This window comes from Streptomyces sp. NBC_01429, assembly GCF_036231945.1.
In the GTDB taxonomy this organism is placed as follows: Bacteria; Actinomycetota; Actinomycetes; order Streptomycetales; family Streptomycetaceae; genus Streptomyces.
The window spans coordinates 7,597,604-7,621,048 of record NZ_CP109599.1; the positions used below are offsets into that span (position 1 = coordinate 7,597,604).

Genomic DNA, 23,445 nt, shown 5'->3' on the forward strand with positions numbered 1-23,445 from the left:
CGCTCCTCTACCGGCGCGCAGGACGCTCATCGCGCAGGACGCTCATCGGGCAGAGCGAACGCGGACGATCCGACCGGCTCGGGGCGGTGCACACCCCGTGGCCGGTACCCCAGCCCGTCGGCGACTCCCGCCAGATCGGCCAGCAGCCAGATGATGGCCAGCCACATCTCGGTGCCCTGAAGCCCCGGGGCCCGGCCGGGACCCGAGCCGCCCTCTCCCGCCGGACCGAAGCCGAAACCGGCCCCGTCGTGCCAGCGCCCCAGCGCCTGGGCCAACCGCTCCACCGCCCACGCCCGCACCTCGTCCGCCCGATGACCGGTCTGACGCCCCGCGAGCCACAACGGATGCGCCACGTCCAGCACGTTGCACGCGTTCTGGCGGCCCGCCGCGAACCACCGCGGATCACCGGCATGGGCCAGTACGGTGTCCACCACCCGCTCCGGGTACGGCACCGGCACGCCGAACTGTGCGAACGAGCCGCGGGTCAGCCGGTAGTAGCCGTTCACCAGCTGGAGCCGGCCCGCCGCGGGCGAGGCCGCCGCGCCCCACATCCCGGTCCACGGATCCACCCGCGTGCCCAGCCAGCCGAACAGCGCCTCCAGCGCACCGGGCCCACCGGCCTCCGCCTCCAGCCGGTGATTGCGATACGCGCCGGTCGCCCAGCAGTCCACCCACGCACCCGCCGACCACGTCTGTGTCCGCCACGGCAAAGTCCCCAGCCGCGCCACGAGTTGACCGGCCGTCATCCGCCCCACGGCATGCACCGGGTGGGCGAACCCGGAGCCCAGGAGCTCCAGCGCGTAACCCACCGACAGCACGTGGTACTCGGCTCCGCCGTCCTCGATCCATCCGTCGTGGGCCGGCGGCGGCAGCTCCCCCGGGCCGCCGCCGGGGGCGAGTTCGGGCACCAGCCCGCTCACCGGATCCTGGAGCACACGCAGCCGTTCGGCGTGTTCGGCGGCGGTCAACTGCTCGGGCGGCACGCCGAGCAGCAGATCGGAGATCTCGACGGCGTCGCAGTGTGCGCGCACCGACGCCGCGGCGCCCGGCCGGTCGCTGTAGCGACCGGTGTCGTCGCTCCAGCAACGCGCCAGGAGATCGGCGGCCTGCGACCGGGCCCGCTCGGCGAACCCGGCCACGGCCTCGCTCAGGTCACCGTCCGGCGTACCGGCCCGTGACCCGCCACGCCCGCGGCGATCACGCAGCGGACGGGCCGGGTTGCCCGCGGCGATCGTCCACGGCGCCAGGTCCTTGGTGACGACCGCCCCCGCTCCCACCACACAGTGGTCGCCGATCGTCACCCCGTCCAGAACGACCACGTTCGAGCCGATCCACACGTCATTCCCGAGGACGATGCCCTCGCTCGTGAGCGGCTGCCGGTGCACGGGCCGGTCCGGTGCGAAACCGTGATTGAAGCCGAGCAGCGAAGTGTGTGCGCCGATCCGCACTCCGTCCCCGAGCGTCACCCGCCCCCGGACCGTCGCGTACGGATTGACCGTACAGTCGCTCCCGATCCTGACCTCGCCGGTGACATAGGCGTGCCCCGCGATGTAGGAGCCGGCGCCCAGACACAGGACATCGGTGAACACACCGGCGGCCGGCGAGACGAAGCACCGGGGCCCCACGCTCGCTCCGGCATCGGTCAGCCGCTTCTGGTGCGCGGTCTGCGCCGCGTGCTGCGCGGCAGAGGCCCGCTGTGCGAAATCCCAGGGGCAGTAGTCGAAATAGGAGTCATCGACGGAGCTTTCCGAAGCCATACCCACGACCTTAGAGAGCGCTTTCTGTCCGGGCAATCCCTGGTCTGCCCTCTCTCCCGCCGGCCCGGCCGCCGAGGCCGCGCCTCCTGGCGTCGCCGGAGGGCCGCGGGTCCACGGCGTTCGGTGACGGGTCAGCAGCTGCAGTGCCAGGGGTAGTCGGCGGGTACGGGCGGTACCGCCGCAGTGGTTTCGGCTTCCTCCTGGCTGACGGTGTGGACGGGGTGGACGGATTCGCCCCTCTTGAAGGTCTCGGCGACGTGGATGTCCTTGATCCGGTCGGGGGCGACGGTGAGCGGGCTTTCGGCACGATCTGCCCGCCGTGGAAGATCAGATCGGCTTCGGAACCGGCCGCCGCGGGCGGCACCCCGTCGGTGTCCGGTGCCTCGTCCGGTGCTTCTGGTGCGTCCGGCTGACCGTTCATGAGGATCACTCCTTGGTGTGCCGACGGTGATGCGGTGGTGCGGTGGTGCGGTCCGAAAAGCGGCTATCCGTAAGTGGGTTGATCGGTATGGGGCAGCTCGGGGCATAGGAACACGCTGGTCTACGCGGCTGATCTTCAACGGCAAACCCCCCGTAAGGGTGGGGCGGAAGCACGCGCAGGCCCACGGCCGCCTCTCGCGCCGGAGCGCGTCAGCGCGGCGCGGCGGCTGTCTCCAGGTCACTGCCCTCGGCTGTCGGCGCCGGACACAACAGATGGGCCGGGCGGAGAGACTCCCGCCCGGCCCTTGTCTTCTGGTCAGCCGGTCAGCCGTTCAGCGCGGTGGTGACGAAGTCCAGGGCCAGGTCGTGAGTGTCCTGGAAGGGGAGCGTGGCGTCGGTGAACCAGTCGTCCGTGGCTTCCGGGTGCGGTCCGACGACGGCGACGCGGCCCGCGCCGTAGGAGGTGACGAGTGCGGCGGTGAGGCCGTTGGTGTAGGTGGCCAGCACCGTGGTGTCCGGGTGGGGCGCGGGTGCGAAGTAGGCGCCGTCCTGGAAGAAGAGGGTGCGGCGCCGGCCCCGCCAGTCGAGTTCGATCAGGGCGTCCTCCTCGGTGATGACCGTGGCGCCCTTCGTGATGATGTACTGGTCGACCGTGCCGGACAGCAGGCCGAACCCGTCCTCCTCCCCAGCGAGATAGCCGCCGAGGCAGAAGCCCAGGTAGTGGCCGCCCTGCCGGACGAAGTCACGGATCGCCTCTTTGTGCTGCTTGAGCTGCTGGTACGCGGGCGCGAGGGAACCGCCGCCGGGCTGCGCGTACAGCTGGGCCGACGCCAATGTGCCGGACGACAGCGGGAGGTCTCCCCGGGGACCGACGGTACGGACCTCCAGGCCCCAGGGCCCTTGGGCAAGGAGGTCGACGACCGTGTCGGCACAGTCCCGGTCCTCCTGGGAACGGCCCCGGTACACCAGCGCCACCGGACCTGCTCCGGACGCCGCGGTCGGGCGCGGCATGCCGAGGGCACGGCGCAGGGAATCGAGGATGCCGGAGGATCTCATGGTCCCTCACCAGGCTTTCCGTGCATGATCTTCCTCTCCCGTCAGGCAGGTCCCGTCGGAAAGGTCCCGTCGGACAGTGGGGCCTTCCCTTCATGGCACCGTTTACGGCACCCCGCTCATGGCACTCGCTCCCGGCATCCGCGCCGCGCCCGGCGCGACGGTCCGCCGAGAGGTAACGTTCATCCGCCACCCGTATGCCGTCACGTCGGCCGCGCGGCGGCCCGGTCCGTGTGGTGACAAATCGTTCGTCCCGTCGCGAAAGCCTGTGGCAGGCTGCTGCCGCATGGGCGACGAGTCGTGGGTGGGAACGGATTTCCGGACGACGAGCGGCCGGGTGCGCGGCAGCCGATCGCTCGACGGTGTCATCGCCGTCCTCGGTATCCCTTACGCCGCCGCGCCCTTCGGCCCGCACCGGTTCCGGCGGCCACAGCCCGTCGTCGGGTGGCGTGGGAGTCGTGACCGCACGGAGTTCGGACCCATCGCGCCGCAGTCGGCTGAGCTGCCCGGCTCACCGGTGTGGCGCCCCGGGGACGAGGACGTTCTCAGCGTCAACGTGTGGGTGGAGCCGCGGCCGGACCGTGGCCCGCTGCCGGTGCTGGTCTGGATCCATGGTGGCGCCTACACCTTCGGCTCCTCCGCCCAGCCCGACTTCGACGGCGCCGCGCTGGCCCGCGCCGGGTTGGTCGTGGTCAGCTGCAACTACCGGGTCGGTTTCGAGGGCTTCGGCCATGTGCCTGGCTTTCCCGACAACCGCGGGCTGCTCGATCAGGTGGCCGCCCTGCGCTGGGTACGGGAGAACATCGCCGCGTTCGGCGGCGACCCAGGCAACGTCACGGTCGCGGGGCACTCCGCCGGAGCGGGGTCGATCGCCTGCCTGATGGCCATGGAGGAGGCGTGCGGGCTGTTCCGAAGGGCCATCACCCACAGTGTGCCCAACGCCTTCTTCACCGCCGAAGTCGCCGCCGCGGTCACCTCGAGGATCGCGTCCGAGGCCGGGGTCGCTCCGACAGGCGACGGACTGCTCTCCGCCTCGCCGGGGCAACTGGTGGCCGCCTCGGACAAGGTCGCGGGCCAGTGCGAGGACGACCCCGTAACGGCGATCCAGGCATTCGACCCGGTGGTCTTCCAGCCCGTCGTCGACGGGGACGTGCTGCCCAGGGATCCGCTCTCCGCTTCGGCCTCCGGCATCTCCCGCGACGTAGACCTCCTGGTGTGCCACACCTCGGAGGAGTACTGGTTCCTGCACGAGATCGGCGGAGTACGCGAGGTCACCTCGGAGACGGAACTCACGCGGTTCGCCCAGGCCCTCCGTCTGCCCGCCCGCGTGGTCGCCGGCTACCGGGCGCTGCTGCCCGAGGCGCCGGTGCTCGACCGATACCTCGCGCTGTCCGGCGACGCCCGGTTCGGCGAGTACAGCAGCCGGCTCGCCGAACACCACGCGCGGGCGGGCGGCCGGGCGTACCTGTCCCGCTTCGCCCGCAGACGCGTACGTCCGAACGGCGAGGCCCGTCCCTGGCACACCGCCGACATCCCGTTCGCCTTCGGCAACCTCGACGCGGACGGCGCCGCCTTCCTCATCGGCGGCACCCCCGACGAACAGGACCGGGCCCTGTCCCGCCGTATGGTCCGCGCCTGGGCCGACTTCGCCTCCTGCGGCGACCCGGGCTGGCCTCCGGTCACCGCCGACGCCACCGCGGTGAAGGTGTGGGCCGTTCCGGCAGACCACGTGGCCGACGACGCCACCTCCGCCGTACGGGCGCTGTGGCGGGACGTGCCGTTCGATCTTCTACGACGGTGAATCCCCTTACCAGCGAATTGCTGGCCCTCCGAGCAGACCACACGGACGGCAACCACAGGTTGACCAGGGACGACTACCGCAGCGGCGGAGCAGCCGCCGAGGCGATCTCGGCCTTCGCCGCCGGTGCCGGGGCCTGGCGGAACGCACTCCTCAGTGCCGACGACACCGCGCTGGACACAGTGGGACACAGCACGTATCCGCACGGCAGTGACCCCGACGATCTGTTCATCGACACCGTCTGGTGGGTCAACCAGGAACTGCTCCACCACGGAGCCGAGATCGCCCTGATACGCGACCTGTACCGGGCGCCACAGCGCTGATGCGGAGATGACGAACGGGCGCGCGGGCCCGGCAGGTTGAGTCGGCCCCGGGCCGGTGCCCGACGCACGCCCTTGCCCGGGAGCCACGTGGGGAAGGAGGATCGGGACATGTCCACGGAGCGAGAGAGAAGAGCCCCCGCCGGGGTCGTTGTGGTGACGGGAAGTTCGGGCCGGGTCGGATCGGCCCTGGCCGCGGCGCTCGACGCGGCCGGCTGGGCGGTGCGCGGTGTGGACCGGACGCCCGGCCGCAAGACGGGCGTCGTAGGAGACCTGCGGGACCGGCCCGTGCGGCTCGCCGCGTTACGGTCGGCCGACGTCCTGGTCCACGCCGCCGCGTTGCACGCCCCGCACGTCGGGCGCGTGGCCGATGCGGAGTTCCGTGCCGTCAACGTCGATGTGACCGCGGAACTGCTCGACGACGCCACCCGCCTCGGCGCCCGGCGCGTCCTCTACATCAGCAGTACGAGCGTCTACGGGCACGCCCTCGTGCCCACCGACCGCGCGGTCTGGGTGAACGAGCAACTCACGCCGCTTCCCCGGGACATCTACGACGAGACCAAACTGGCCGCCGAGGCTCTCGTCGCCGCCTGCGCCGTCTCCTCGGTCACCCTGCGCATCGCGCGCTGCTTTCCGGAGCCACTGCCCGTGCTGGCCGGCCACCTGCTGCACCGGGCGGTCGACGTGGCCGACGTGGCGGCGGCCGGGGTCCTGGCCGCCGCGCACGCCACCGTGACCGGCACGTTCAACATCTCCGGCCCGCACCCGTTCCGCCGTGAGGACTGCCTCGCCCTGCACCGCGACGCGGGCGCGGTGCTCGCCGACCGGGTTCCGGATGTCGTCGCCGCGTTCCGCGACCGGGGGTGGCCGGTGCCCGGCCGACTGGACCGGGTGTACGACTCGACCGCCGCCGCGCATGCCTTCGGCTACCGCCCTGTTCGCGGAATCCGGCGACTGCTGCGCGATACCGCTGACGGTCGGAGCGCATGAGCGATCACACGCGGCGACCGTCGCGGCGGCGGCCGGTCCTCCCCACGGAGCCGTACCGGTCCCGGCGGCGGTCAGGTGCCGCCGGGACCGGTACGTACGGGAGCCTGACCGTGGCTCCCGGTCAAGGGGCCGGGGTCAGCCGGCGGTGCGGGGGAGTGTGCGGGTGCGGCCCATCGCGCCCAGCCAGGTGGCGGACGGCTTGGGCAGCCGCTCGAAGGTCTCCGGGTCCCATCCGATGAGCCCGAACGTCGGCTTGTAGGAGCCCCATTCGTAGTTGTCCAGCGCGCTCCAGGCGAGGTAGCCGTCGATGCGCAGACCGTCCTGGAGGGCGGCGGCGACCTCGTTCAGCGCGCCGGTGTAGTAGTCGATCCGGCGGCTGTCGTCGTCGGTCGCGATGCCGTTCTCGGTGACGATCAGCGGCACGTCCGGGCCGACGACCTCGGCGGTGTGGCGCAGCGCGTGGCCGACCGCCGACGGGTAGTACTCCCACTGCGTGAGGGTGCGCTCGACGTCGTCGGCGGTGGGGATGGGGCCGTCGGCGCCGATCCTGGTCCGGGTGTAGGACTGCACACCGATCCAGTCGTCGCCTCGGGCGGCCTCGATGAAGATGTCCTCGCGGGGGTGACGGTAGGCCGCGGTGACCTCCTCGGCGCCGGCCAGCGCCTGGTAGACCTGGTTGGCGATGGTCCAGCCGACCTGGATGGCGGGGTTGATCGCCCTGACCTCCTTGACGGCCGCGTGGTGTGCGGCGATCACGGCGTGGGTGGTCTCCTCGTCCGGGGTCGGCAGCCCGGCCGGTGGGAAGCCGATGTCGCCGCGCTTGGCCTGGCCCGCCATGACGGCGATCATGTTGGGCTCGTTGATGGTGCAGACGTGGCCGACGCTTTCGGAGATGACCGGCGCGCAGGCCGCGACGTACCGGGCGAAGAGTTCGGTGGCGCCCTCGGAGGTGAAGCCGCCGCGCTCCTCGAACCACTGCGGCACGGTGAAGTGGTGCAGTGTGACCATCGGGCGCAGGCCGCGCTCGACGGCGCCCTCGACCATGCGGCGGTAGTGGGCGAGTTCGGCGCGGGAGAACCGGCCCTCGGCGGGCTCGATGCGCGCCCACTCGATGGAGAAGCGGTAGTCGGTGAAGCCGAGACCGGCCAGCACGTCCATGTCCTCGCGCCAGCGGTGGTAGCTGTCGCAGGCGTCCAGGCTGGGCTCCTGGATGTGGGTGCCCGCGGTGTGTTCCTTCACCCACCAGTCGCTGTTGGTGTTGTTGCCCTCGATCTGGTGGGCGGCCGTGGAGGCGCCCCACAGGAAGCCTTCGGGAAACGGTACCTGGGTGTGTGTCATCGCGAAATGTCTTTCCGGTGCGTGGTGGGGGTTGGCAGAGGTGCGGTGTGCGGAGGGAGGCGGAGGAGGCGAGAGGGCACGGCCGGCGGTCCGGTGGCGCTCGGCCTCAGGACGTGTCGGCGGTCCGGTGCCGCTCGCCTCAGGGAGTGTCCGCCGGCGGTGCGGCCGTGCGGGCTACTTCATGCCCGCCGTGGCGATGCCCTGCGTGAAGTGCCGCTGGAGGGCGATGAACACCACCAGGACCGGTAGCACGATCAGGAAGGAGCCGGCCATCAGCATGCCGTTCGATCCCCCTGCCTTGTTGGGGTCGGTGGCGAAGGTAGCCAGGGCGACCGGCAGGGTGTATTTGTCGGGGTCGTTGGTCGCGATGAGCGGCCAGACGAAGTTGTTCCAGGAACCCAGGAACGTGAAGATGGAGAGCGTCGCCAGGGCGGGCTTCACCAGGGGCATCACGATCCGCCAGAAGATGTACCACTCGCCGGCGCCGTCCATCCGGGCCGCTTCCAGCAGCTCGTCCGGGATCGACTGCATGAACTGACGCATCAGGAAGACCCCGAAGGCTCCGGCGGCGAACGGCAGTACCAGACCGGCGTACGAGTCGATCAGACGCATCTTGCTCATCAGCACGAAGAGCGGGAGCAGCATCAGGTTGCCGGGCACCATCAGGGCGCCGAGCACCAGCCCGAAGATCTTGTTGCGGCCGACGAAGTTCAGCTTGGCCAGGGCGTACCCGAGCATCGAGCAGAACACCAGGTTCGACACGGTCACGAGGACCGCCACGATCACCGAGTTCATGAAGTAGAGCGGCAGATCGAGCTTGTCGAGCAGGTCCCTGAAGTTGTCCAGGGTCCACTCGGTGGGGATCCACACGGGCGGGTCGGCGGTCAGGTCGCCGGGCGTCTTGAAGGCGGACAGGGCCATCCACAGGAACGGCGCCGACATGATCAGCAGGCCGACCGCGAGCAGCGCGTAGACGAGGATCCGCGGCTTCCCGGACCGGGGGCGCCGACCGGAGGGCCGCTCCGGCCCGGTAGGCCCGCGCTGCTGGGACGGCGCCGTCACCGCGGCGCCCGGTGTACCGGTGGCGCTCATTTCGTGTTGTCCTTCAGCAGTCGGAGCTGTAGCACCGTGATGCCCATGATCACTACGAAGAGGACATACGCCATGGCGCTCGCATAGCCCATGTGGAAGAAGTTGAAGCCCTCGCGGTACATGTTCAGCGACACGGTGAGTGTGGAGTCCGAGGGGCCGCCCTGCGTCATCACGAACGGCTCCTCGAACACGTTGAGGTAGCCGATGGTGGTGATGACCGTGGCGTAGAGCAGGGTGGGCCGCAGCAGCGGGACCGTGATCCGGCGGAACTCCTGCCAGAGCCCGGCGCCGTCCAGCCGCGCCGCTTCCCGTACCTCGGTGGGGATCGCCTGGAGCCCGGCGATGAAGAGCACCATGACCGTGCCCAGGTTGCGCCAGACCGCCATCACGATCATCGAGGGCATGGCCAGGGTCTCGGAGCCGAGGAAGTCCGGCGCGGTGAGCCCCACTTCGGAGAAGAGGGCCGCGACGAGCCCGTCGCTCGGATCGAGCACGAACCGCCAGACCACGGCGACCGCGACGATGGTGGTGACCACCGGGGCGTAGAAGCCGACACGGAAGAAGGTGCGTGCCCGGTCGATGCCGTTGTTCAGCAGGACGGCGACGAACAGTCCGAGGAAGACCGTCAGCGGGACGCCGACGACCACGAAGTACGCCGTGTTGAAAAGCGACGTGAGGAACTTGTCGTCGTTGAAGAGATTGACGTAGTTCTCGAAGCCGATGAAGTTCGCGTCCAGCGGGCGCGTGACATTGCGCAGCCCGAAGTCGGTGAAGCTCATCGCCAGGGTGGCGAGGATCGGGACGGCCATGAAGAGCAGGAAGAGGACCAGGAAGGGGGTGGAGAACAGCCAGCCGGCCACGTTCTGCACGCCCATCGAGGACTTCCGGCGCCTTCGCGACCCCTCGGGCCCGTCGGCCGGGTGGGGGAAGTCCCCCGTTCCGGCCCGCACTTCGGCCGTCCGTGCGGCCTTTCCGGTCGTGGTGCTCATGGCTCCTACTTCACGAGCCCTTCGATCTGGGACTGCGCGGTCTTCAGCGCCTCCTCGGCGGACGCCTTGCCCTGCGTGACCTTGGCGATGGCCTGGTCGACCTTGTCCGTGATCTCCGTCCACTGGCTCAGCGACGGGGAGGACTTGGCGGTGTCCATCTGCTTCTTGAAGATCTGGAGGTTCGTGTCGTCGGCGAGGTCACCGGAGGTCCAGGCGGAGGTGTTGGCCGGCAGGTCCTTGGTGCGCTTGTACCAGTCGGCCTGTCCCTTGGTGTCGGTCAGGTACGTGAGGAACCGGGTCGCCGCGGCCTTGTGCTCACTGTCCTTGGAGATCACCAGGGACGAGCCGCCGGCCATCGAGACGGAGGACGCGTCGGCGGGCACGTTGGCCACCGCCCACTTGCCCTTGATCTGCGGCTGGCCCTCGTTCAGCAGGGTGACGTGCCAGGGGCCGCCGAAGAACATCGGGACCCGGCCGTTGCCGAAGTCCTTCACCACGTCGTACCCCGGCTGCACGGACTTGTTCGACAGACCCTTGTCGAAGTACGAGCCGTACTCCTTGAGCGCCTTGACCGCCTGGGGGCTGTCGATGACGGCCTCGCCCTTGGCGTTGACGATCTCGCCGCCGGCCGAGTAGAGGAAGGAGTAGAAGTTCTGCACGGTGTCCAGGCCGCTGGGCTGGATGGACAGGCCCCACTTGGTGCCGGCCTTCTGCTGGTAGGCCGATGCGAGGTCCCGCATCTCCTTCCAGGTGGTCGGAGCCTTGTCGATCCCGGCCTTTTCGGCCAGGTCGGTGCGGTAGTAGAGGACGCGGGTGTCGACGTACCACGGCACGCCGTACGCCTGGCCGTCCACCTCGCCCTGCTTCCAGGCGGAGGGGAAGAAGTCCTTCCCGTCGAAGGTCTTGGCGTCGACCGGCTCCAGAACACCGAGTTCGGCGAACTCGCCCAGGTAACTGCCACCCATCTGCGCCACGTCCGGCAGGGTGCCGGCGGCGGCCGCGGAGACCAGCTTCTGGTGGGCGACGTCCCAGCCGACCGGAGTCACCTTCACGGTGACGTTCGGGTGGGCCGCGGTGTACTCCTTGGCCACGTCAGCGAGCTTCTCGCCCTCGGCTCCCATGGCCCAGACGGTGATCGTCTGCTTTTCGTCCGCGGCGACGTCACCGCCGCCCGAGCCGCCGCACGCGGTGATGCCGAAGGCGAGAGCGACTGCGATACCGGCCGAGAGGCTTCTGGCGGTGCGGGGCATGGAGGGCTCCTCCTTGAGCAATCCGGATGTATGCGCTGTCTGTAAGCGCATACATCACTCTGCGACAGGTGGCTTGAAATATGCAAGAGGGTGCTGGGTCACACTCGTGCAACGTGGGGGACATCTCCGTGGTCGACTTTGAACGGTAAGCGTATATTTTGTGATCAAGTACATGGTGTGACCGATTTCGCTTACGGGGCCGGTCGGTCCGGAGACGGTTCGGTCCAGAGGCGGTCGACCGTTCGGCCCCGATACGGTCGATAGTGTTGTGATCATGGTTTCGTTCGTTCACGACTTTCCGTTCGACCCCGCCTACGGCTGGACGCCGGACGAGCCGCCGATGGTCCCCGTGCCCCCCGCCCCGGACGATTTCGCCGCCTTCTGGCGGGCCCGCCACGCCGAGGCCCGCGCCGTCGCCACGGAACCGGAGCTGGGGCCGGTGGAGGACGAGCGCGACGGCGTACGGATCCACGGGGTGACCTTCACCTCGGTCGGCGGCGTACGGCTCGGTGGCTGGCTCGCGCTCCCCGCCGAGGGCGCGGCGGAGCACGGATTCGTGATCGGCCACGGCTACGGAGGCCGCCGGGAGCCGGGCCCCGACATCCCCCTGCCGCTGCCCGGCGCCGCCGCGATCCTGCCCTGCGTACGGGGCATGGACTCCCGGGGGCTCACGGCGGGCATCCCCGAGGCGGCCGACGAGCACGTCCTGCACGGCATCGCCTCGCGCGACACCTACGTCATCGGCGACTGCGTGGCGGACCTGTGGTGCGCGGCCTCGGCCCTGCGCGAGCTGGTCCCGGAACTGGCGCCGGACGCGGGCGGAGCGCCGCTCGGCTATCTCGGGGAGAGCTTCGGCGGCGGACTCGGCGCGCTGGCCCTGCCCTGGGACGACCGGTTCGGGGCCGCCCAGCTGACGGTGCCGACCTTCGGCAACCACCCGTTGCGGCTCACCCTGCGGTGTGTCGGCAGCGGGGAGTCCGTCCGTACGTACCAGCGTGAGCACCCGGAGGTCACCGAGGTGCTGCGCTACTTCGACGCCGCCACGGCCGCCACCCGGCTGGAGCTGCCCACACTGGTCGCCGCCGCGCTGTTCGACCCCGCGGTGCCGCCGCCGGGGCAGTTCGCCGTATACGACGGCCTGGCCGGCCCCCGCGAGCTGCACGTGATGAGCGCGGGGCACTTCGAGCACCCGGGACTCGGCACGGAGCAGGAGGAGCTGCGCGCCGCGCGACGGCGCTTCTTCGGGGAACGCCTGGCGCGCTGAAGGCCGCCGACGGCGCGCCCGCGACGGCCGGACGATCCTGGAGCGGGGGAGCGGCGGCTCCTCAGCCGCAGCCGCAGCTCGCACGCTTGACGAGTGAGACCGGCAGCATCAGCGAGACCGGGGCGCGGCCGCCGTTGCCCAGCCGCTGCACCAGCAACTCCACTGCCTGCTCGCCGAGTTGGCGGATCGGCTGCCGTACGGTGGTGAGTGCCGGTTGTACGATCCGGCCCAGCGGGATGCCGTCGAACCCGGTCACCGCCATGTCTTCGGGCACCCGCACGCCGCGCCGGTCCAGTGCGCGCAGCGCTCCCACGGCCATCTGGTCGGTGGCGAACAGCATCGCCTCCGGCCGCTCACCCGCCCGGTCGAGCAGGATCTCGGCGGCCCGTGCTCCCTCCGCCTGGGTCATCATCGCGACCCGCACGTCGGGCGCGTCCGGCACCGGCAGCCCGGCGTCCCCGCACGCCTCCCGGTAGCCGGAGAACCGTGCCTCCGCGTCCGGCGAGTCGATGTCGCCACCGACGAACGCGAGCCTGCGCAGCCCGTGGTCCTCGATCAGGTGACGGGCGAGCGCGCGCTCGCCGTCGGCGTTGGCGACCTCGATGTGATCCAGGTGGTCGATCTCGCGCGGCCCGGCGAGCATCACGATCGGCAGCCGGTTCGCGATCACTTCCAGGTCCTCGGTCGGCACGGTCCGCGCGAGCACGGCGAAGCCGTCGACCCGCCCCGCTACCTTCGCGACCAGGCTCTCCGGCCCGCCCTCCAGCGACGCGGCGATCAGCAGCGCGTAGCCGTGCCGCCGCGCCGCCCGCTCCATGCCGCGGATGATCTGGTCGGAATACAGCATCACCGCGTCGTCGGCGTCGTTCTCCGCCTCGGCGTCGGCCTCCGCGTCGGGATCGGCGTAGTCCGGGAAGCAGAGCCCGAGCACGCCGGTGGAGCGGCTGGCCAGGCCCCGGGCGCTCCCGCTGGGTACGTAACCCAGCTCGCGGGCCGCCTTCAGGACCCGCTCCCGGGTCTTGGCGCGCACCGAATCCGGGTTGCGGTAGACCCGCGAGACCGTGGCGATGGAGACACCCGACCGCTCGGCGACGTTGTACACCGTGGGGGCGCTCACCCGACCGACCGTCCGTCCGCTTCTTCTTCCGTACTGGTGTACGTGCTGGTGACTGTGTACGTGCTGATGCGCGTACCGAAACTCTATGAAAGCGCATTCACCCTAGTTCGGCTGCCAGGGGGCGAGCAAGGCCGCGAGCCCGGCGGGTCGTGACCAAGAGCCTCGTCCGGGCCATGGCGAGACCCGGACACCACCTGCTCCCGCCCCGGAGTCCCTGGCCCGCCCCCCCCTGGAGGCTACGGCCCTGACACGCGCTCGATCCTGAGATGCCGGGGGCCGCGCAGGATGGGGCTGCGGCGGTACGGCGGCGGGTCCTCGGTCAGTTGGAAGCCTTCCAGCCGCGGGAGGAGTGTGCGCAGGGCGAGTTGGGTCTCCAGACGCGCGAGTGGCGCGCCGAAGCAGTTGTGGACGCCGCTGCCGAAGCCGTAGTGCTGGTTGTTCTCGCGGGCCGGGTCGAAGCGGTCCGGCGCGTCGAACCGCAGCGGATCCCGGTTGCCTGCGGCGAGGACGAGGATCAGTGGGGCGCCTTCGGGGATGGTGACGTCCGAGACTTCGACATCGGCGAGCGGGGTGCGCTGCGGGAGCAGGTGCACAGGGGGCTCGTAGCGCAGGAGTTCCTCGACCGCGCCGGGCATCAGCGCGGGGTTCTCGCGCAGTTGCCGGAAGGTGTCGGGGTAACGCAGCAGCGTGAGCACCCCGTTGGTGATGAGGTTGACCGTCGTCTCGTGCCCGGCGATGAGCAGCAGCGTCGCGGTCGCCATCAGCTCAGTCCTGGTGAGGCGCCCGTCGGGGCCGGAGTCGTGCACGAGGGCGGAGAGCATGTCGTCCGACGGGTCGTCACGGCGCTTGTCGGAGAGGTCCCCGAGGTACGCCGCCATCGCCTGCCGGGCCTCCAGCCCGGCTGCGCGGCGGCTTTCCTCGTCCTTTCCGGGCGTCAGGTCGAGACTGGAGATGATCTCGTTCGTCCAGCCGTGGATCCTGGGTACGTCCTCGTGCGGCACACCGAGCAGCCGGCAGATCACGGTGACGGGGAGGGGGTAGGCGAAGTCCTCGACGACGTCGATCAGGTCCCTGTCCCGGAAACCGTCGACCAGTTCGTCGGAGATCCGGGTGATCTCGGCGCTCAGGGCGTCGATCCGGCCCGGGGAATGGGGCGGTCCGAAGGGCCGCATCGCGATACGGCGGAGCCGGTCGTGCTCGGGGTCGTCGAAGCCGATGAAGGCGGCCGGCCGCGTGCCCCTCCTGAGCAGGGGGACCGTGTCCTGGTCGCTGCGGTTGCGGGAGTCCGAGCTGATCCGCGGGTCGTGGAGCAGCGCGGCGATATCGTGGTACGTCCCGACCAGATAGCTGCCGTCGGCCTGTCGCGTCACCCCGCTCTCACGGAGTTCGGCGTACAGCGGATAGGGGTCGGCGCGGCTCGCGTAGTCCGTGATGCGCTGGAAAAGAGTGTCCGGGGCCATGTGCGGGACTCCTCATGGGCGGTGGGCGACGGCGGGCGGCGGGTCGTGCCGGACGAGGGTCAGGCGCCGGTCCGGCAGATGGCCGGTGAGCGCCACGGTCGGCCCGTGCGAGAGCAGTTGGGGGTCCGGCACGTCGGAGGGCACGGGCTCGGCCGGTTCGGACCGGTCGGCCGCGCCGCGCCCCGGCGGGAAGGGGGCCGCCGTCTCGATGAGGTGCTGGTAGTGCTCCAGCCACTTGGCCCGGTTCACACTGACCGCCGCCGTGATCCGCCCCCGGTAGCCGTAGACCGCGACGAGACGGCCCTCCCGCAGCGACCCCTGGGCGATCACCACGCGGTCGGAGAAGGTCGGCACGCCGACGGACTTGATGTTGACGCCGAACTGACTGGACCAGAAGGCGGGCACCGCCAGGTGCGGGCGCCGGTCCGGAGCCATGGCGACCATGTTGTGCGCCGCCACCTCGGCCTGGGCGACCGCGTTGCCCCAGTGTTCGAGGGCGAGCATCTGGTACTCGAACAGCGGATGCGGGAAGCGGGCGACGTCACCGGCGACGAACACATCGTCGGTGACGATCCCGTACATGTTGAACGCGCGGCATCCCGCGTCGCACGCGACGCCCCGTGGGCCCGCGGCCAGGTCCGATCCGGCGAGCCACTCGGTGTTGCGGACGGCGCCCAGGGCGACCACGGCGACATCGGCCTCGATCCGGCTGCCGTCGGAGAACGTGGCGCCCGTCAGCCGTCCGTGGTCGCCCTTCAGCGAGGTGACCGTCACACCGCAGCGCAGATCGACGCCGTGCGCGCGCTGTAACCCGGCGGCGAACGCGCCGAGCGTTCCGCCCAGCGCGCCGACGAGCGGCGCGGGCCCGCGCTCGGCGACCGTCACCTCCAGGCCGCGCTCCCGGCAGGCGGAGGCGATCTCCGAGCCGGTGAACCCGGCGCCGATCACCAGGACCCGGCGCGGTCCGGCGTCGAGCCGGGCCGAGAGCGCCGCGGCGTCCTCGCTCGTACGCAGCGTCAGTACGCCGTCGAGGCGGGCCTCCGAGGGGTTCGGCCAGGGACGGGCCCGGGTTCCGGTGGCGATCAGCAGCCGGTCGAACGGCAGACGCTCGCCGTCGGCGAGGATCACCTGCCTGCCGACCGGGTCGACCCCCTCCGCCCGTACTCCGAGCTTCCATCGGGCGTCCACCTCGCGGCGCAGCGGCAGCCCGACGTCCCCCGCCCGGGTCCGCCCGAGCAGCACCTGCTTGGAGAGCGGCGGCCTGTCGTACGGGGGCTGTGGCTCCTCGCCGACCAGCGTCAGCGATCCGGTGAAGCCTTCGTCGCGCAGCGTCTCGGCGGCGCGCAGACCGGCCAGTGACGCCCCGACGATGACGATCCGGCCACTTCTCGGTTCACCGTTCACCGGGGCCCGCCCGCTCACCGACGAGGATGGCCTGCACCGGACATGCCGCCGCCCGGCGTACGCGCTCATGCTGACCGTCGGGGACGGTGGGCGTGAACATCAGGGCCTCCTCGCCGTGCAGCTCGAACACCTCAGGAGCGAGGAACGCGCACTGCGCGTATCCCTGGCAGCGATTGAGGTCGACAACGATCTGCATCCAGGTCCACTCCTCGGCCCGCGTCGCCGGCGCTGCCGGTGTCGCCCGTGTCGCCCGCAGTCTCCGTCTTATGGCCTGCGGGGAGGAGGTGCGAGCGGTACTGCGCCAAGGGGGAGAAGTGGGACCGGTTCGGGTCAACCGCCGGTTTCCGTTCCCGGCCGGGACCTCCGGCGGGTCCCGGCCCAGCCGGCCGGCGTCGCGGGAAAACGGTTCGCGGGCCGCGTGGCGGTGTGTCACGGTCGGCCGGTGAACACGTCGCGAGGTGCCCTGCTCCGGAAACAGTTCGATCTGACCTGGTCGCTCCTCGACTATCACGTACAACGGCTGGAGCCCGGCGACTTCCTCTGGGAACCGGCACCCCTCTCCTGGACCGTACGGCCCGCTGCCGACGGGACCTGGGCGGCGGACTGGGCGGAGGACGAGCCCGACCCTGTACCCGTTCCCACGATCGGCTGGCTGAGCTGGCACATCGGCTGGTGGTGGAGCGTGGCGACCGACCACGTGCGGGGGCGGGCTCCCCGGGAGCGGGCCGAGATCACCTGGCCCGGTGACGGCGAGGCGGCCGTCGCGTGGCTGCGCGGGCTGCGGGACGACTGGCTCGTGGCGCTCGACGGCCTCGGCGACGGCGATCTGGACGCGACGGCCTCGTTCCCCGTACCGGACGATCCGGGGTTCACCGTGGCGGACACGCTCGCCTGGGTGAACGCCGAGCTGATGAAGAACGTCGCCGAGATCGGCCAACTCCGTCTGATCCGCGCCGCCCAAGGGTCCGCCACCGGACCCCTTTGAGGGCACCGGCCGCACCGAGTGAAACCGAGATCACACTCTCCGGGACGCTTACCGGTCGAATGACGGGACATACGAGGGACAGACACACGAGAAGGGCTTTCACCCGATGCTCACCCCTGACCCCAAGTTCCTGCGACTCCTCCTGTCCCGCTACGCGACCCTGCGCATCTCACTCCTGGAACGCGACTCGGCGGACACACAGCGCGCGCTGGAGGAGGTCAACCGCACCCTGTGCGCGGCCACCGCCACCCGGACCGTCAGTGACGCGATCGTCGCCGCCGACGCGGTCCTCGAACAGGCTCACCAGGCCGAAGCCCCTCGCCCGGCGTCTGCCGGGCCGGGTCGGCCACTGGCCGCCTGAGCGACGCCCGCGCGGGCGCCCGCTTCGGCGCTCCGTACCCGGGACCTGCTCGTGTGCGAGCGCAGTGAAGTGCGCTGCGGCGCCGAGGACTTTCCTTCCCGCACCGCATGCGGCACCCGCGACGCGGCGTGACGAGCAGGATCCGCCGACGGGCCGTCACCGTCAACGACGGTGCCGGGACACGGAGTTACGGGGCGAGGAGACGCTCTGCGTGTCATCGTAGGCACCTGAGGACGGCCGGGAGAACGGACGGGAGGATGCACCCGCGCGAGCAGCGGGAACGAGCGCATCGATACGTGGACGGCGTGTGCGAGCTTGTCAGTGCTCGCCCCTACTATGTGACCCTCTGGTGAAGTCGAGGGCCGGTCGCATCTCCGCTGCGGGACGGCAGTTCCGCGTTCCGTCGAACCGACATCCCCGGATCGCACATCTGTAATCGCTGTTCTGGGAGGGCGTGTTCGGTGTATCCGCTGCATGAGACCGATCCGACGGGCATAGGGCGCTACCGCCTGGTGGGCCGACTCGGTGCCGGCGGCATGGGAGACGTGTACCTGGGCCGTACCCCTGGCGGTCGGCCTGCCGCCGTAAAGGTGATCAGCGACCGCCTCCGGGACGACCCGCAGGCACTGAACCGGTTCCGCCGCGAGGTGGATACGCTCCGTACCGTGCACAGCGCGTACACTGCGGCCCTCATCGACGCGGAAGTGACCACGCCGCCGTACTGGATGGCCACCGAGTACATACCGGGGCCGACCCTCTACGACGCGGTCATGAAGACCGGACCACTGCCGTTGGAGCTGTGCCGGGCGGTATTGGCCGCACTCGCCGAGGGGCTGGCCGACATCCACGTCCACGGGGTGCTGCACCGTGACATCAAGCCGCAGAACGTCATTCTCTCCGGTACCGGGCCCCAGCTCATCGACTTCGGCATCGCCCGGGGCGCCGAACCCTCCGACCTCACCCAGGCCAATGTCACCATCGGCACGCCCGGGTTCATCGCTCCCGAGACGATCACGCAGAGCGAGACCGGCCCCGCGGCGGACGTCTTCGCGCTCGGCGCCACCCTCGCGTACGCCCTCACCGGCCGCCCGCCGTACGGCGAGGGATCCATGATCACAGTCTCCTACCGCACGGTTCACGAGGAGGTGGACCTGCGCGGCGTGCCCGCCGAGATGAGCGAGCTGATCACGGCGTGCACCCACCGGGACCCGGCGCTGCGCCCCGACCCGCAGCGGATCGTGGAGCTCTGCCAGTCCCGCATCGACCTCGTACAGCACCCGGCCTACCAGCAGGCCGCGGCCGCGGCCGCGGCGTCCCCGGCCGGTGTTCCGACGCCGCCCCCCACGCCTCCGGCGGCCACCGCGTACATCGCGTCCCCGGCCGTCGCGGACGCCGCGACGATGCCCGGGACGCGTCTGACGCCACCACCGGCAACCGCGTTGGACACCACGGGACCGGCCGGGGAGGCCGCACCGGCCGCGCCGAGGTCCGCGTGGCGCGGTCGCCGCCGGCTGTGGCTCATTCCCGGCGCCGTGGTGACGGCCGGGGCCCTGGCGGCGGCGCTGTTCGTGCTCCAGGACTCCGGCGGGGGAGCGGAGGCCAAGGCGGACGGCCCGTCCGCTCCGCGAGGCGCGGACCGCTCCGAGAGCGCGGACGCAGGCGCGAGCGAGCCGGCTCAAGACGCCGGGGAGACCGGTTCGGACACCCCGGAGGCCGTGCCACCGGAATCGCTGGTCGTCCCGGCTCCGCACACCCTGCGCATCGGCGAGTTCCTGCGGTCGGCGCGCGCGAAGCTGGTCCTGCAGAAGGACGGCAACCTGGTCGTCTACGACGAGAACGGGGAGGCTCGCTGGTCGAGCGGCGTGTTCGGCAGCGACTTCAGCACCGTCTTTCAGGAGGACGGCAACCTGGTGGTCTACAGCGCCGACGCGGAAGCGGTGTGGGCGAGCAACACGGGGGGCGCCGAAGGCTCCGTACTCGAACTCCGCGCCGACGGCAACGTTGTCATCACCAAGGACGGCCAAGACGTCTGGCAGACGGATACGGCCCACTGATCCCGTCTCGTCCGCGCTCCTCGGATGATGCCGCGGGCTGGTGGAGGACGTGAGTGGGTTCATCTTCAGGGGTGGGACTCAGCGGCGGGTCAGAACCATGATGCCGGTGGCGATGAGCAGGAGTCCGAAAACGGTGGCGAATCCGCCCCAGATCCGCAAAAGCATGCGGGCTCTGGGGGCGTACCGGGCGGTACCCATGTCACGGTGATCGAACCCCAGCCTGGAGAAGGCGCGCTTCAGGCTTGAATCGGCGTGGATGGGGTTGAGATGGGTGTCCACGATGTATCGAGCACATCCGCGGTAGTCCGTCACCAACGCCAGGCCGGGCAACGTGATGCCAAGGCCCAGCAGGAGTGGGACAGGGTTCACGTATCTCTCCTCAGTCGGGGCATGGGGAGAGCACCGGAGCGCTGCTCTACATCAGCCTCAAAGGGTTTATGGAAAGGATGCCTGGGACGTTCCCTTCGGCGCCGGATTCACAGAGTTGATCCGGCGTCCGGAGAGCTGGCGTGACAGCCAGGCCCTGGACACCTACGCGCGCTTCGACGGTCGTGCGCTCCTCGTCCTACCCGGTGACCGGCTGGCTGTCTCCGAGCTCTACCGGCTCCGCCCTGACCTGGCCGACATCCTCGCCGTCCGCGACTGGTGCGACAGACGACAGACGGCAGACGACAGACAGATGACGGAACCGGACCGGCCGGTCTCCGCTTACTCGGACCAGTTGCGGCTCAAGGCCGTGAGCACGTGACCCAATTCGTTCGGCATCACGACGAGATGCACATCGCCTTCGGAGGACGCGCACTCAACGATCTTTGACCCACCGTTGATCTTCAAGGCTTCACGGAACGAAGGTGAGCGCACGCCGACCTGCCGCAGCCCTGTCGGAAGCGCTACCGCCGCACCGGCCTTGGTGCGCGGTTCCCAGGCCATGGTGGCGGGCCCGATCAACAACCGCCCGCGCAGCCACCGGCTTCCCAGCGAGGGGTGCCTGAGCAGACAGGGAACCTTGATCACATCTCCCTGGGCGGCACTGGCGGCACGTTGCCTCACCTTCCGGCGGACGAGCCACGACATCAGTCCGGCCGCGATGAAGGCGACCACGAGTTCGATCACGGGAGCATTCAAGCAGCACTCGATCCGGGACCGATCACCGAAGGCTGCCATCTCCAGCAGGTTTCAGCTCCGGTCGGCCGCGAAGCCCTGGGTTGCCGCCCACCCCCCAGGGACGCGCCGGACGCGCGATCGCGCCCGGCGGCGGCAAGATGTACGTATGTCTCACGCGTTCACCACCAAGATCCTGCGTCTCACCACCGGCACCGAGGAGACGGTGACCGATCTGACCCACGCCTGCGCGGAATTCCTCCGGGAGACGGCGGCGGGCCGGGACGGCCTCCTGAACATCTTCGTGCCGCACGCCACCGCGGGAGTGGCGGTCATCGAAACGGGCGCAGGCAGCGACGACGATCTGCTCGCGGCCCTGCGGACCCTGCTCCCCGCCGACGACCGCTGGCATCACCGCCACGGCGCCCCGGGCCATGGCAGGGACCATGTCCTCCCCGCCCTCGTACCGCCCCACGCGACGCTGCCGGTGGTCGCGGGCCGACTGGAGCTGGGCACCTGGCAGTCGGTCTGCCTGGTCGACACCAATGTCGACAATGCCGACCGTCAGGTGCGGCTGAGTTTCCTCGGCTGACCGGGATCGTTCGGCTGGGGCGTGCCGCCGATTCTCCGTACTGCGTGTGCTCGAACGGAGAGAAGAAATGCGCGGTACAGACCTCGATGCGACCGAACGACCCTACGGCGGATGCGGCAAGTGCCTGCTCGGAGTACGGGGCAGCCGTACCGCCTCGACACCGGTGTCGTTCAGCAGCGCCTCGATGAGGGCCGGAGGCCCGGCGACCTTGGTGGCCCACAGGTCGTAGTCGGTACACAGGATCCATGAGCGGTCTTCAGCCCAGAGGTTGGCGGGACTGAAGTCGGCCAGGTCGGCCTCGGACCTGTCGTAGAGGATCTCGGCGTCACCGAGACGCCCCGCCCGCACGTGGAGGTTGTCGAAGTTGACGGCCCCGAGCGTCAACGGGTTGTAGTAGGCCAGGCAGCGGGTGTCCGGGCCCGCGGAACTGTGCGCGGTGAGGATGTCGATCAGCCGGAGCCAGGTTTCACGGTCCAGGCTCCCCTCGGTGGGAGGGACGATGCCCAGCGTCAGCTGCCGTTCTTCGTGGCCGAAGGAAAACAACGGAAGCAGGGCAGCAGCCCGTCGGGGACGATGGGGTCGCCGGTCCGCCGGGCGAGTTCCGCCCAGCGCAGCCGCCGCCAGCCGGGGCCTGGGCACTCTGTACGGCCCAGGCCGCCCCCCAGACGACGCCCACGGTGTCGAGACCGATATCTGCGACGATGACGCGGGTGCTCCCGTCCGCCAGACGTGCCTGGTGGTACTCCTGGTGCGATACGTCGCCTGGCCCGTGCTCGTGCTCGTACATGGCGTTGAGCACCCAGGCCGCATCGGGCATTGCTGGCGGCATGAACCCGGTCAAACCGTCGCCGCACAGCTCAAGCAGCCAGTCCGTCACGCCGGCCGGCGCGAGCGGCCAAATGTCTGACAACAGGTTCGATTCCGCGGGCATGAGTTCATGATCTCAGTTGCGGCCACAGGCCACGCGATCCACCGGCATCATGCCGCCGCCCTGCCACTGGGCACGTTCCGGCGTTCCTGGTTGCGCATCGGGACGTGTGAGAGTGGCTGAACAACTGGGCGGCCCCGACGTGCTGGTGCCGCAGGTTTCCGGCGAGGGGCGTGCAAGGCGCCCGCCGACGCCTGGCAGCGGTTGCTGAGGCAGCCGGGCCAGGCAGCTGCACGGCGAACGGCCGGGCCCCACCGTCACGGTGGTACCAGGCCATTCGCGTCGGCGGCTCAGTCAGGCCGTATCCGGGGCGAAGGCGTCGGAGAAGGCCGTCTTGATCCTGTTCCACTCGGCAGCGATCTTCCGGCAGTCCGCCAGGGCGGCGTTCACCTTTGTGGCGATCCGATTGGCCAGCACCAGCCCGTCGGCCACGGCCTTCCAGTGCTTGCCCGCCTGGTGGAGGGTCTTCCGCCAGCCCGTTTGGGCCTCGGTTGTCGGCTTCTTCTTCGCGGCCATGATCCCCCCAGGGGTCCGTCCCACGGCACCCGGCTGGATCCCGTGCTCAACACCGCGACGAGATGTCGCGGCACTCGCTTGAACGAGCAGCGCAAGCATTAGTGACGGGCTGATCAGGCCGTCTTGCGGCTGTCCTTCAACGATGGCCTGGTGGCCGCCGGTCAGACTCAGCCGGGACGGCCAGGGGTGGACAGGAAGTCCGTCGGGTCTTCCAGGCCGTCGTTGTACGCGGCGACGATGATCTTCGCGAGGGGCATGGAGCGGGAGGACGAGCCGCCGCCGACAGTGCCGGAGATGGAGGTCTCCTTCCACTGCGCGACCGTGAGCGGCTTCTTCTTGCCGTGGCCGGCGAGTTTCGAGCCGAGCCGGCCTAGTTGGGCGCCGGGGTTGCGGTCCAGGATCAACCCGAGGGTCCGCAGCATCATCCCCTCCCAGGTCGCCGGGGTGCGGCCCCAGGCGTCCTCGACTACCTGGAGCACCTGCGGGATCAGCGGGGATCCACCCTCCGGAAGCGTGAGGGGGTAGATCAGGCCCTTCTGGTCGTCGTGGGCGGGTGCTTCTCGTCCATCACCGCCAGCGCGGTGAGGGCCTCCTCGACCGCCGACAGCCCCTGGTACCGAGACTTCAGCAGGGCACAGGCGCGGCTGCTCAAACTT

24 protein-coding genes and 1 pseudogene are annotated in these 23,445 nt (G+C 70.4%); 9 read left to right on the forward strand and 16 right to left on the reverse strand.

Features of this window, described 5'->3' with window-relative positions; all coding sequences use genetic code 11:
- Positions 1-26 precede the first annotated feature (26 nt).
- The gene (locus OG627_RS33525; RefSeq protein ID WP_329071646.1) at positions 27-1,757 is read right to left on the reverse strand and encodes an acyltransferase; all 1,731 of its coding nucleotides are present in this window, start codon (positions 1,755-1,757) and stop codon (positions 27-29) included.
- 744 nt (positions 1,758-2,501) lie between these two features.
- Entirely contained in the window at positions 2,502-3,233 is a 732-nt protein-coding gene (locus tag OG627_RS33530) for a BPL-N domain-containing protein (protein WP_329071648.1), read from the reverse strand.
- A 283-nt stretch (positions 3,234-3,516) separates the two neighbouring features.
- Between OG627_RS33530 and OG627_RS33535 the strand changes: the two genes are divergently transcribed.
- The 3 genes and pseudogenes from OG627_RS33535 (at position 3,517) to OG627_RS33545 (ending at position 6,338) form a co-directional block, all read left to right on the forward strand.
- Positions 3,517-5,031: a carboxylesterase/lipase family protein gene (locus OG627_RS33535; protein ID WP_329071650.1), complete on the forward strand. Its 1,515-nt coding sequence runs from the start codon at positions 3,517-3,519 to the stop codon at positions 5,029-5,031.
- An 11-nt stretch (positions 5,032-5,042) separates the two neighbouring features.
- Positions 5,043-5,351, forward strand: a pseudogene (locus OG627_RS33540) (DinB family protein); the annotation flags it as partial.
- 108 nt (positions 5,352-5,459) lie between these two features.
- Entirely contained in the window at positions 5,460-6,338 is an 879-nt protein-coding gene (locus OG627_RS33545) for an NAD-dependent epimerase/dehydratase family protein (RefSeq protein ID WP_329071652.1), read from the forward strand.
- Between the two features lie 135 nt (positions 6,339-6,473).
- Here the strand turns inward: OG627_RS33545 and OG627_RS33550 are convergent, their stop codons facing one another.
- The 4 genes from OG627_RS33550 to OG627_RS33565 all read right to left on the reverse strand — a co-directional run bounded on the left by OG627_RS33550 (position 6,474) and on the right by OG627_RS33565 (position 11,007).
- On the reverse strand, positions 6,474-7,676 hold the full coding sequence (locus OG627_RS33550) for a glycoside hydrolase family 1 protein (protein ID WP_329071654.1): 1,203 nt from the start codon (positions 7,674-7,676) through the stop codon (positions 6,474-6,476).
- Between the two features lie 174 nt (positions 7,677-7,850).
- On the reverse strand, positions 7,851-8,768 hold the full coding sequence (locus OG627_RS33555; RefSeq protein ID WP_329071656.1) for a carbohydrate ABC transporter permease: 918 nt from the start codon (positions 8,766-8,768) through the stop codon (positions 7,851-7,853).
- The gene (locus tag OG627_RS33560; protein ID WP_329071658.1) at positions 8,765-9,757 is read right to left on the reverse strand and encodes a carbohydrate ABC transporter permease; all 993 of its coding nucleotides are present in this window, start codon (positions 9,755-9,757) and stop codon (positions 8,765-8,767) included. Before OG627_RS33560 ends, OG627_RS33555 begins: the two co-directional genes overlap by 4 nt.
- A 5-nt stretch (positions 9,758-9,762) precedes the next feature.
- The gene (locus tag OG627_RS33565) at positions 9,763-11,007 is read right to left on the reverse strand and encodes a sugar ABC transporter substrate-binding protein (RefSeq protein WP_329071659.1); all 1,245 of its coding nucleotides are present in this window, start codon (positions 11,005-11,007) and stop codon (positions 9,763-9,765) included.
- Positions 11,008-11,281: 274 nt separating this feature from the next.
- On the opposite strand from OG627_RS33565, the gene OG627_RS33570 reads away from it, so the two are divergent.
- Positions 11,282-12,271: an acetylxylan esterase gene (locus tag OG627_RS33570; protein ID WP_329071661.1), complete on the forward strand. Its 990-nt coding sequence runs from the start codon at positions 11,282-11,284 to the stop codon at positions 12,269-12,271.
- Between the two features lie 61 nt (positions 12,272-12,332).
- Here the strand turns inward: OG627_RS33570 and OG627_RS33575 are convergent, their stop codons facing one another.
- The 4 genes from OG627_RS33575 to OG627_RS33590 all read right to left on the reverse strand — a co-directional run bounded on the left by OG627_RS33575 (position 12,333) and on the right by OG627_RS33590 (position 16,448).
- Entirely contained in the window at positions 12,333-13,388 is a 1,056-nt protein-coding gene (locus OG627_RS33575) for a LacI family DNA-binding transcriptional regulator (protein WP_329071663.1), read from the reverse strand.
- Between the two features lie 236 nt (positions 13,389-13,624).
- On the reverse strand, positions 13,625-14,848 hold the full coding sequence (locus tag OG627_RS33580) for a cytochrome P450 (RefSeq protein ID WP_329071665.1): 1,224 nt from the start codon (positions 14,846-14,848) through the stop codon (positions 13,625-13,627).
- Between the two features lie 12 nt (positions 14,849-14,860).
- A complete protein-coding gene (locus OG627_RS33585; RefSeq protein WP_329071667.1) occupies positions 14,861-16,252 on the reverse strand; it encodes an NAD(P)/FAD-dependent oxidoreductase in 1,392 nt (463 codons plus the stop codon).
- On the reverse strand, positions 16,242-16,448 hold the full coding sequence (locus tag OG627_RS33590; RefSeq protein ID WP_329071669.1) for a ferredoxin: 207 nt from the start codon (positions 16,446-16,448) through the stop codon (positions 16,242-16,244). The genes OG627_RS33585 and OG627_RS33590 overlap by 11 nt, the downstream gene beginning before the upstream one ends.
- A 246-nt stretch (positions 16,449-16,694) precedes the next feature.
- Here OG627_RS33590 and OG627_RS33595 point away from each other — a divergent pair, with 246 nt between their 5' ends.
- The 3 genes from OG627_RS33595 to OG627_RS33605 all read left to right on the forward strand — a co-directional run bounded on the left by OG627_RS33595 (position 16,695) and on the right by OG627_RS33605 (position 19,652).
- A complete protein-coding gene (locus tag OG627_RS33595; RefSeq protein ID WP_329071671.1) occupies positions 16,695-17,237 on the forward strand; it encodes a DinB family protein in 543 nt (180 codons plus the stop codon).
- 106 nt (positions 17,238-17,343) lie between these two features.
- On the forward strand, positions 17,344-17,598 hold the full coding sequence (locus tag OG627_RS33600) for a DUF5133 domain-containing protein (protein ID WP_329071672.1): 255 nt from the start codon (positions 17,344-17,346) through the stop codon (positions 17,596-17,598).
- Between the two features lie 512 nt (positions 17,599-18,110).
- Positions 18,111-19,652 (forward strand): protein kinase domain-containing protein, encoded by a 1,542-nt coding sequence (locus OG627_RS33605; protein ID WP_329073175.1) that lies wholly within the window; start codon positions 18,111-18,113, stop codon positions 19,650-19,652.
- Positions 19,653-19,730: 78 nt separating this feature from the next.
- Here the strand turns inward: OG627_RS33605 and OG627_RS33610 are convergent, their stop codons facing one another.
- Complete coding sequence (locus tag OG627_RS33610) at positions 19,731-20,021, reverse strand: hypothetical protein (protein WP_329071674.1); 291 nt, start codon at positions 20,019-20,021, stop codon at positions 19,731-19,733.
- 115 nt (positions 20,022-20,136) lie between these two features.
- Here OG627_RS33610 and OG627_RS33615 point away from each other — a divergent pair, with 115 nt between their 5' ends.
- Positions 20,137-20,400, forward strand: a complete 264-nt coding sequence (locus tag OG627_RS33615) for a hypothetical protein (protein WP_329071675.1) — start codon at positions 20,137-20,139, stop codon at positions 20,398-20,400.
- On the opposite strand, the gene OG627_RS33620 is transcribed toward OG627_RS33615, so the two are convergent.
- Complete coding sequence (locus OG627_RS33620) at positions 20,361-20,765, reverse strand: hypothetical protein (protein ID WP_329071677.1); 405 nt, start codon at positions 20,763-20,765, stop codon at positions 20,361-20,363. The two genes, OG627_RS33615 and OG627_RS33620, sit on opposite strands and share 40 nt — an antisense overlap.
- Positions 20,766-20,922: 157 nt before the next feature.
- Here OG627_RS33620 and OG627_RS33625 point away from each other — a divergent pair, with 157 nt between their 5' ends.
- Positions 20,923-21,345: a YjbQ family protein gene (locus tag OG627_RS33625; RefSeq protein ID WP_329071678.1), complete on the forward strand. Its 423-nt coding sequence runs from the start codon at positions 20,923-20,925 to the stop codon at positions 21,343-21,345.
- Between the two features lie 102 nt (positions 21,346-21,447).
- Here the strand turns inward: OG627_RS33625 and OG627_RS33630 are convergent, their stop codons facing one another.
- The 4 genes from OG627_RS33630 to OG627_RS33645 all read right to left on the reverse strand — a co-directional run bounded on the left by OG627_RS33630 (position 21,448) and on the right by OG627_RS33645 (position 23,441).
- Positions 21,448-21,888: a hypothetical protein gene (locus OG627_RS33630; RefSeq protein WP_329071679.1), complete on the reverse strand. Its 441-nt coding sequence runs from the start codon at positions 21,886-21,888 to the stop codon at positions 21,448-21,450.
- Positions 21,889-22,567: 679 nt separating this feature from the next.
- On the reverse strand, positions 22,568-22,789 hold the full coding sequence (locus OG627_RS33635; protein WP_329071680.1) for a hypothetical protein: 222 nt from the start codon (positions 22,787-22,789) through the stop codon (positions 22,568-22,570).
- 167 nt (positions 22,790-22,956) lie between these two features.
- Positions 22,957-23,268 carry a hypothetical protein gene (locus OG627_RS33640; protein WP_329071681.1) on the reverse strand — a complete coding sequence of 104 codons (312 nt, stop codon included), beginning with the start codon at positions 23,266-23,268 and terminating at the stop codon, positions 22,957-22,959.
- 47 nt (positions 23,269-23,315) lie between these two features.
- Positions 23,316-23,441, reverse strand: coding sequence for a hypothetical protein (locus OG627_RS33645; RefSeq protein WP_329071682.1), 126 nt, complete (start codon positions 23,439-23,441; stop codon positions 23,316-23,318).
- Between the last annotated feature and the right edge of the window lie 4 nt (positions 23,442-23,445).

Coding starts and splice junctions, on each gene's coding strand:
- OG627_RS33525 (WP_329071646.1), bottom strand. CDS start 1,757: ATGGCTTCGGAAAGCTCCGTCGATGACTCCTATTTCGACTACTGCCCC.
- OG627_RS33530 (WP_329071648.1), bottom strand. CDS start 3,233: ATGAGATCCTCCGGCATCCTCGATTCCCTGCGCCGTGCCCTCGGCATG.
- OG627_RS33535 (WP_329071650.1), top strand. CDS start 3,517: ATGGGCGACGAGTCGTGGGTGGGAACGGATTTCCGGACGACGAGCGGC.
- OG627_RS33545 (WP_329071652.1), top strand. CDS start 5,460: ATGTCCACGGAGCGAGAGAGAAGAGCCCCCGCCGGGGTCGTTGTGGTG.
- OG627_RS33550 (WP_329071654.1), bottom strand. CDS start 7,676: ATGACACACACCCAGGTACCGTTTCCCGAAGGCTTCCTGTGGGGCGCC.
- OG627_RS33555 (WP_329071656.1), bottom strand. CDS start 8,768: ATGAGCGCCACCGGTACACCGGGCGCCGCGGTGACGGCGCCGTCCCAG.
- OG627_RS33560 (WP_329071658.1), bottom strand. CDS start 9,757: ATGAGCACCACGACCGGAAAGGCCGCACGGACGGCCGAAGTGCGGGCC.
- OG627_RS33565 (WP_329071659.1), bottom strand. CDS start 11,007: ATGCCCCGCACCGCCAGAAGCCTCTCGGCCGGTATCGCAGTCGCTCTC.
- OG627_RS33570 (WP_329071661.1), top strand. CDS start 11,282: ATGGTTTCGTTCGTTCACGACTTTCCGTTCGACCCCGCCTACGGCTGG.
- OG627_RS33580 (WP_329071665.1), bottom strand. CDS start 14,848: ATGGCCCCGGACACTCTTTTCCAGCGCATCACGGACTACGCGAGCCGC.
- OG627_RS33590 (WP_329071669.1), bottom strand. CDS start 16,448: ATGCAGATCGTTGTCGACCTCAATCGCTGCCAGGGATACGCGCAGTGC.
- OG627_RS33600 (WP_329071672.1), top strand. CDS start 17,344: ATGCTCACCCCTGACCCCAAGTTCCTGCGACTCCTCCTGTCCCGCTAC.
- OG627_RS33625 (WP_329071678.1), top strand. CDS start 20,923: ATGTCTCACGCGTTCACCACCAAGATCCTGCGTCTCACCACCGGCACC.
- OG627_RS33635 (WP_329071680.1), bottom strand. CDS start 22,789: ATGGCCGCGAAGAAGAAGCCGACAACCGAGGCCCAAACGGGCTGGCGG.